The organism is Brenneria alni, from assembly GCF_003666245.1.
GTDB classification, from domain to species: Bacteria; Pseudomonadota; Gammaproteobacteria; order Enterobacterales; family Enterobacteriaceae; genus Brenneria; species Brenneria alni.
Window position 1 is genome coordinate 1 of sequence record NZ_MJLZ01000030.1, and the last position, 8,069, is coordinate 8,069.

An 8,069-nucleotide genomic window follows, 5' to 3' on the forward strand; every position below is an offset into this window, starting at 1 on the left:
GTCTCCCCATGTGAGAGTAGGGAACTGCCAGGCATCAAACACGGATTATTAGAGTGACATCTGATAATCGACGGGCTCGAAAAATGAGTCTGAGCAACGGAATGCAGGCCCTGATGGGCAAAGTATCAGGAAGATACGCGTAAAAGAATCGGTGGAGCGGTAGTTCAGTTGGTTAGAATACCTGCCTGTCACGCAGGGGGTCGCGGGTTCGAGCCCCGTCCGTTCCGCCACTTATTGCATAAGCCCTGGGTTAACGCCCAGGGCTTTTTTGCGTTGGTAATTTTTTATTGTTTACCATAATTAACCCAGCATGTTACGTAAAGCGCTACTGAACGGCCTGATGACAATGTTCACGCTTGTTCTATAACATATTGTCCATTTGGAGCGAAGATATAGCGTCATTTCACGGTCTGTTCGCAGGTGATTTTTGTATTTCCCCACTTAATGGCTGCCATGTATTGAAAGTCTACTATACAATTCCTATAACAGGAGTGTACCTTTGAGCTGTAAAGGTGTGTTGGCGAACTGGAATTGATAGCAAGGCGAGGCGTGCGAAAAAAAACATATGCGATGAGATATGTAGCTGGTCAGCCAGCAGAGCGTATCTTTCCACCCGGAACAATGCATCATCTGGAGCAAGTGCTGCCATCAGGCCCACTGCTACTGGAGAAAGATGTATTACGCGTCATGGTGTGGAATATCTTTAAGCAGCAAAGAATGGACTGGCTTTCTGTTTTGCAGAACTTTGGCAAAGATACGCAGCTGGTTTTACTCCAGGAGGCGCAAAGTTCGCCAGAGCTAATTCGCTTTGCAACGTCTAACTACCTTTCTACCGATCAGGTGCCCGCGATTATTCTGCCACAGCATCCTTCTGGCGTAATGACATTATCTGCTGCTCAACCTATGTACTGCTGTCCTTTACGGGAGAAAGAACCTTTGCTGCGGCTATCTAAATCGGCACTGGTAACGGTTTATTTATTATCCGATGGCAGACAGTTGATGGTGATTAACATTCACGCGGTAAATTTCAGTTTCGGTGTTGAAGTTTACAGTAAGCAGCTTGAAACCATCGGAGAGCAATTGTTCCATCATCGCGGGCCAGTGATTATGGCAGGGGATTTCAATGCCTGGAGCCAGCCCCGCATTAGAGCGCTCTATCGGTTTGCCATGAAGATGAATTTGCAGGAGGTTGGTTTTGCTGACGATCACCGCCGTAAGGTGTTTGGGCGGCCTCTGGACTTTGTGTTTTATCGGCGGTTAGAAGTTGCTCAATCCTCCATTTTGGTCACTCAGGCATCGGATCATAATCCTTTGCTGGTTGAATTCCAGCTTTAAAGGCTATAAAAAAATACTGGTTACCTAAGGTAACCAGTATTAGCTTTACAGATGGTTTTTTTATGTAAAACGCTTAAGACTCAGGTCGGGTGCTTTTACTGACGTAAAGTGTCAGTTGATCACCGGGCTGGATGTTGGCATTTTTGTTTATCACCGTATTCCAACGCATGACATCAGCAATGTTTACACCATGACGTTTAGCAATACTGGAAAGTGAATCACCTTTACGAACTCGATAGGTAATTGACCCGCCTTTAATGCTATTGTCAACGTTAGACCCCTTAGCAACCTGTAAACTTTGTCCAACCTGCAGTGCATTTGCACTGCGTAGATTATTCCAGTTTTGCAAATCTTTCGCGCTGACATTCAGCCGACTGGCTATTGTAGACAACGTATCGCCAGCGCGAACCTTATACTGCGATTCCTGCATTGACTGCGCCAAGCGCGTTGGTTGAACCGCTGCGATATCGCTATCTGCCAGTGAGTCCTTCAACTGCTCAACGTGAGCTCTCGGTACCATAATGTAATGTGGCCCATTGGGTGCTGTCACGTTACGTTTGTAGCCCGAATTGTAACTCTTCAGTTTGTTCAACGGCAGGCCAGCCATTTCTGCTGCTTGCGTCAATTGCATCTGCTGTCCAACTTCAACTCTGGCTAATGCACGGCTTTCGTTGGGTTTGGGCAGGTTAACGCCATATTTTTTGCTATTCTTAAGTATATCGCTCAAGGCCAACATTTTTGGAACATAGATTGACGTTTCACGAGGTAACGCCAGTGCCCAAAAGCTCGTTGATTTGCCTTTTGCCTTATTTGCCTTAACCGCTTTCATGACGCGACCTTCGCCGCTGTTATAGGCAGCGACGGTCAGCAACCAATCACCGTCAAACATGTTGTTGAGGCGTTGCATCATGTCCAGTGCAGCGGTTGTCGACGCAACAACGTCGCGGCGTCCATCATACCACTGGTTTTGTTTCAAACCATAATTACGCCCCGTGCCAGGGATGATCTGCCATAGCCCGGCGGCATTGGCGGATGAAGTGGCCTGAGGGTCAAAAGCGCTCTCCACTATGGGTAGCAGTACTAGTTCCATCGGCATCTTACGTTGCTTAATTTGCTCGACAATCCAGTACATGTACGGCTCTGCCCGTAATGTTACATCGTGGAGATAGCTCTTATTCTTTAAATAACGCATTTTTTGTTCGCGGATCCGGGCGTTATCCGGAACCTCCATCTTCAGCTCGTCGCCAATGAAGTTCCACAGATCTCGTTGCTCGACGCTGTCATCATCCAGCCATCGCGCTGAGGTCTCTCGACCCTCTGCGTACCTTACTGCTTCACTTTGACTTGCTGAAGACAGACTCTGTCCATGCTGTTTAGGTTGGGAAGTATCGTAAGGCGGTACCTGGCAACCGGCCAGCAAGACTGAGGCGATTATCATCGCTTTAGCCTTCATATGTGTGTCAATAGTTGCTTAAAAGACGCGCAATAATACTTTGATTAGGGGATTAGCACAACATAAACCTTTAGAAGCCGTCTTTCTTGCTGCGTAACCGGGCAAAGACTTGCCAGTCCGCTATGCTTTCAGGTTCTGATGATATTTTCTTTTTTAAATCAATATCATGGCATCTAAGAAAAAGGTTTATTTTTCGCTCCAGACCTAGGGTTGTAGGCAAGCTAGATTGCAGTTTTTCACGTATCTGCCTGATTTTATGAAGATAGGCCTTAATTGTGGACTCTTCAGGCCAGACAGCATGAGAAAATTCTAAATTTGAAAGAGTATATTCATGTGCGCAACAAATCAGAGTGTTATCAGGTAGCTTCGATATTTTTTCAATTGAATCATGCATTTGCTTTGGAGTGCCTTCGAAAATACGACCGCATCCGCCGGAAAAAAGCGTGTCTCCGCAGAACAAAAAAGGGGGGCAATAATAGGCTATATGCCCTGCTGTATGGCCTGGAACAGCAAGTACAGAAAAGTCCGAATTTAATAGCGACAGGGTCTTTCCCTCTTCAACAATGTCCGTTGCGCCACTTTTTTGGGTTTCCTTAGGACCAAAAACCGGCAAATTCGTATAATGTGCGACGAGAGTGGCGACGCCGCCAACATGGTCATGGTGATGGTGAGTCAGTAAAATTGCCTCAGGCGTAAGCTGATGTTTGTTGAGCGCGTCCAATACCGGCTGCGCTTCGCCGGGATCGACGATGACACAGTGGTTTTCTTTGTTACTCAATAACCAAATGTAGTTGTCCTGAAGTGATGCAATACTGATAAGATTCATGGATTACCTCGTTTTGCTATCAGCCTGGGGAAGATAATAGAACATGAAGCCAGCACAAACATCTCAGACTGTTGCGGTCCCTGGTTCATGGGACGATATTTCCTGGGGGAAATATTACCGCGAATCGCTTGAGCAGGCACTGTTACCCTGGTGGCCGAAGCTATTCGGTTTTCATCTGTTGAAAATCGGGGCGTTGAGTGCGGCAACAACGATAAAAGATTGCGCAATTGCGCATCAGGTCAACGTTGCGACGGCTGGCGATAGTGTGCAGGTTATTGCCGATCCGCATCAACTGCCTTTTTCTGAGAAATCGGTTGATGCTTGCCTGCTGGTACAAACCCTGTCTTATTCTGCCGATCCGCACCGCATATTGCGGGAGGTAGACCGTGTGCTGATTGATGATGGCTGGCTGATATTGAGCAGTTTTAACCCAGTGAGTCTGCTGGGTATTGCAAAACTTATCCCTGGATTAAACAAACGGCAACCTTATTGCAGCCGGATGTTTACCCAGATGCGCATGGTGGACTGGCTCAGTCTGCTGAATTACGAGGTGGTACATCATGCCAGCCTGCAGGTAACGCCGTGGCGCACAAACAGAGGGAAATTGAATAAACACCTGCCTGTATTGGGTTGCCTGTCACTGATTATCGCGCGTAAAAGGACTATCCCCCTGAGCTTTACGCCGATGCGTGCCCGTTTTTGTAAAGTGCCTCTGCGCCGTACGGTCGGTGCAACGAAAATATACCGCAGCTGATCGCGGGTTACTCAGGATTGTAGCCAATGTCATCAAGCGTTGGTGCGCTGGCGGCGCTGCGGGCCAGTTCGTCACAGAGTTCATTCTCAGGATGGCCAGCATGTCCTTTCACCCATTCCCAGCGTAGGATATGGCGTTGAATTGCCTGATCCAGACGCTGCCAAAGATCGACATTTTTCACCGGTTTTTTGTCCGCTGTTTTCCAGCCGCGTTTTTTCCAGTTGTGGATCCAACTGGTGATCCCCTGGCGCACATATTGGCTATCGGTACTTAACACTACTTCGCAGGGAGAGGTTAATGTTTCAAGCGCTGCGATAGCCGCCATCAGTTCCATGCGATTATTGGTGGTTAACCGATAACCTGCACTCAATGTTTTTTCATGCTGCTTATATCGCAGCAATGCACCGTAACCTCCAGGGCCCGGATTACCGAGGCAAGATCCATCGGTGAAAATCTCTACCTGTTTTAGCATCTCTGGTAGACTCTTCCTTATGATGAAAACGGCAAGTCTGACATAAACGAAAACGATGAGCACTGAAATTACGCGACAAATCGTCCTGGATACTGAAACCACTGGTATGAACAAGCTGGGGGTTCACTACGAAGGACACAAAATTATCGAAATTGGCGCTGTTGAGGTGATTAACCGTCGTCTGACCGGGCGCCACTTCCATGTGTACATTAAACCCGATCGTCTGGTTGATCCGGAAGCCTATAACGTACACGGCATCAGTGATGAATTTCTGGCGGATAAGCCGACCTATGCGCAGATTGCTGACGACTTTCTCGCCTTTATCCGTGGCGCTGAACTGGTGATCCATAACGCGATGTTTGATATCGGCTTTATGGATTATGAATTCCGGATGTTAAACCGGGACATTCCCAAGACGGAAACCTTCTGTAAGATAACTGATAGCCTGTTAATGGCGCGTAAAATCTTTCCGGGCAAACGGAACAACCTGGATGCGTTATGCGATCGCTATCAGATAGATAACAGTAAACGAACGCTGCACGGCGCATTGCTCGATGCCGAAATTCTGGCTGAAGTTTATCTGGCAATGACGGGGGGGCAGACATCACTGACGTTCGCAATGGAAGGTGAGGTACAGCGGCAGGAAAATGAAAGCGAAAGCATTCAGCGGATCACCCGCCCGGCCTCGGCGCTGAAGGTGCTATACGCCAATGAGGAAGAACTGATGAGGCATGAACAACGTCTGGATTTGATCGCGAAAAAGGGCGGTAGTTGTCTTTGGCGCAATGAATAGTATTCCGCCGGTGAGGGAATAGACGGTCAGTTGAAATTATAAGCAAACAGAAGCGGTTAGTTATAAAAACCATTGACGTAATAGTAGCGCCATCTTAGTATTCAACCCGCTCAGTGAGCACCGAATGGAGCGGTAGTTCAGTTGGTTAGAATACCTGCCTGTCACGCAGGGGGTCGCGGGTTCGAGTCCCGTCCGTTCCGCCAACTCATTGTCTTTGGGTGTTTTAATACATCCTTATGAGTTAAGAAACCGCAAAGTCATTAGTGACTTGCGGTTTTTTTTCGTCCCTATGTTATCCGTCGGCGTGCCGGGGAAGCCAAAGATAATAAGTAGAGCGCCCGAAGAGGGTATTCCGATCTCCTCTTTCTTCTTCCGAGGTTCAAAAAGCAAAACCCGTTATAAATCCCTATTACCTGTCTGACGGGCGAAGTCTGTGTCTATATGCATGACTCTCCTTTTTTTGTAACTATAAAAGGAGAGTTCATTTCCATATAACTCAGAGTATTTCATATGGCTTAAATATCGTTGTTAATTTTTTTCTTGCCTTATTACCTTACTGGCTGACTCGTTGAGGGAATAAGCTTGTCATCCTTATGACAAATGGTTGAACCAAGTTGGGGGGCTTTTGCATTGACTAAAACAGCCGCATTACCAAATATCCCTCCATTTAATAGCTGATGGTGTGCATAAGGTGTTTCATCAAAATTAAAGACTTTATTCATTGTTGGAATAATCTTTTTTTGATTAACGAGGTGAAGAAATTCATTACATTCACGGATATTGGCGTAGTGAGAGCCTTGTATTCTTTTCTGATGCATCCATAAATGACGCACATCAAAGTCGCAATTATAGCCTGAGGTTCCGCCAACCGTGACAACCATGCCTGAATGATCGCAGATTTGCAGTGATGTTGGAAACGTGTCCTGCCCTGAATGTTCTATTACCAGCTTGGGAAGCTCTTTTTTTCCTAATGCCTTGAAGAAGTCGCGTCTGAAATTGGCGAATGCTCTGGACCAGGCTGCATGTTCATCGGATGTCACATCAGGAAGACGACCGAAATATGAGTATTTTTCCCTGACGATATATCCTACGGCGCCAAGTTTGCAAACATATTCTCCTTTTTCTTCGCTTGAAACCACTGCGACGGGGAGTCCACCGAGGGCTTTCACGATTTGTACCGATAATGAGCCTAAACCACCGGCGGCCCCCCATATGAGAACGGCATCGCCCGGTTTGACGATATTAGGGGTCCAGTGCGTGAGTTGTTTATAGGCTGTGGGTCCATTCAGCATCAGGGTTGCGCTTTCCTCCCAGGTTAGAAAATCGGGCTTGGGAAAACATTGATAGTCTTCAACGATTGTGAATTCCGCAAACGATCCATAATTTCTTTCATAGCCGTAGATTTCCTGACTACGGGTAAACATCGGATCGGGCGCGAGGCGAGATTCAAGCGAGGTTGCGTCATATACCGAGCATGAAACCACAACGGCATCACCCACGCTAACGTTACTAACATCATGACCAACAGCATGAACAATTCCCGCCGCCTCTGAACCGCCAATATGAAATGGTTCGGCATCTTTGTTTCTTTTTCGGCGCGCTGAAATAACGTCGACGGGCTTCCCTAATGCCGCCCAAACATTATTGTAATTCAGTCCTGCCGCCATCACTTTGATGAGAACCTGATTGGGAGATAATTTTGGAATGCTGACGGTCTCCAGTTGAATCGCGGTAATTGGATCGCCATAACGTTCTGGGCGAATAAGATAAGCTTTCATGTTTTGAGGAATCGAAAAATTAGTCGTCATTTTGAACTCCTTGTCTATACGAATAAATTTTATTAATCTGTTTTCTATGTCATATCACGTTTGTGATGTGACATATCCGTGAAACGCTATGGTTAACGATCCACTAAATGAGATAAATAAGAACAGGGCGATTAGACGTTTATCGGTTCTCTTTCATGGTATTTCCTTTTTACTTTTACTCTTTAATACAATGCCTGTTCCCGTCGCACAAATACCACCTCGTGCGCTGAAAAGTGTGGCTGAAACAAAGGCGATATTTTTGTTTCTATTATCTATGCGTGCCTCGATTCTGCATGGTTTTTTACGTATCACGCGTAAAATTTTTACTGAAAGTTCAATCAATGCTGCGGGTTCACGGCCCAAAGCATTAAATCCACATATGCCCATCGCCAATTCTAAGCCAGCGCTGATCACCGCGCCGTTAATACCGACGGAAGTGAGTACGCCAAAACCTCCTTCGTGGCAGGGGTTGTTGTCATTTATTTCCATAACGATAGCATCAGCTTTTATTTCAATAATGGTAAACCCCAGCGCCTGAAATAAAGCTGAATTATTCAAATTAGGTACCAGACTGCTTTCAATCATAATCATTCTCCTGCATAAAAATCATTGCCATAGCGGATTCGTT

The 8,069-nt window shown here is 46.5% G+C and carries 8 protein-coding genes and 2 tRNA genes; 5 read left to right on the forward strand and 5 right to left on the reverse strand.

Features of this window, described 5'->3' with window-relative positions:
- Positions 1–153 precede the first annotated feature (153 nt).
- Positions 154–230: transfer RNA gene (locus BIY29_RS13340), tRNA-Asp, on the forward strand.
- Between the two features lie 319 nt (positions 231–549).
- Positions 550–1,335, forward strand: a complete 786-nt coding sequence (locus BIY29_RS13345) for an endonuclease/exonuclease/phosphatase family protein (protein ID WP_121575603.1) — start codon at positions 550–552, stop codon at positions 1,333–1,335.
- A 73-nt stretch (positions 1,336–1,408) separates the two neighbouring features.
- Here BIY29_RS13345 and mltD read toward each other — a convergent pair whose 3' ends face one another.
- On the reverse strand, positions 1,409–2,788 hold the full coding sequence (mltD, locus tag BIY29_RS13350) for a murein transglycosylase D (RefSeq protein WP_121575604.1): 1,380 nt from the start codon (positions 2,786–2,788) through the stop codon (positions 1,409–1,411).
- Between the two features lie 70 nt (positions 2,789–2,858).
- Positions 2,859–3,614 carry a hydroxyacylglutathione hydrolase gene (gloB, locus tag BIY29_RS13355; RefSeq protein ID WP_121575605.1) on the reverse strand — a complete coding sequence of 252 codons (756 nt, stop codon included), beginning with the start codon at positions 3,612–3,614 and terminating at the stop codon, positions 2,859–2,861.
- 43 nt (positions 3,615–3,657) lie between these two features.
- On the opposite strand from gloB, the gene BIY29_RS13360 reads away from it, so the two are divergent.
- Complete coding sequence (locus tag BIY29_RS13360) at positions 3,658–4,368, forward strand: class I SAM-dependent methyltransferase (RefSeq protein ID WP_121575606.1); 711 nt, start codon at positions 3,658–3,660, stop codon at positions 4,366–4,368.
- Positions 4,369–4,375: 7 nt separating this feature from the next.
- Here BIY29_RS13360 and rnhA read toward each other — a convergent pair whose 3' ends face one another.
- Positions 4,376–4,942 carry a ribonuclease HI gene (gene rnhA / locus BIY29_RS13365; protein ID WP_170158940.1) on the reverse strand — a complete coding sequence of 189 codons (567 nt, stop codon included), beginning with the start codon at positions 4,940–4,942 and terminating at the stop codon, positions 4,376–4,378.
- On the opposite strand from rnhA, the gene dnaQ reads away from it, so the two are divergent.
- The gene (gene dnaQ / locus BIY29_RS13370; protein WP_121575608.1) at positions 4,896–5,633 is read left to right on the forward strand and encodes a DNA polymerase III subunit epsilon; all 738 of its coding nucleotides are present in this window, start codon (positions 4,896–4,898) and stop codon (positions 5,631–5,633) included. The genes rnhA and dnaQ overlap by 47 nt on opposite strands.
- 126 nt (positions 5,634–5,759) lie before the next feature.
- Positions 5,760–5,836, forward strand: a tRNA-Asp gene (locus BIY29_RS13375).
- A 345-nt stretch (positions 5,837–6,181) separates the two neighbouring features.
- On the opposite strand, the gene ccrA is transcribed toward BIY29_RS13375, so the two are convergent.
- Both ccrA and BIY29_RS13385 read right to left on the reverse strand, forming a co-directional pair.
- Complete coding sequence (gene ccrA, locus BIY29_RS13380; protein ID WP_121575609.1) at positions 6,182–7,441, reverse strand: crotonyl-CoA carboxylase/reductase; 1,260 nt, start codon at positions 7,439–7,441, stop codon at positions 6,182–6,184.
- 153 nt (positions 7,442–7,594) lie between these two features.
- The gene (locus tag BIY29_RS13385) at positions 7,595–8,026 is read right to left on the reverse strand and encodes a PaaI family thioesterase (protein ID WP_121575610.1); all 432 of its coding nucleotides are present in this window, start codon (positions 8,024–8,026) and stop codon (positions 7,595–7,597) included.
- Positions 8,027–8,069: the final 43 nt, after the last annotated feature.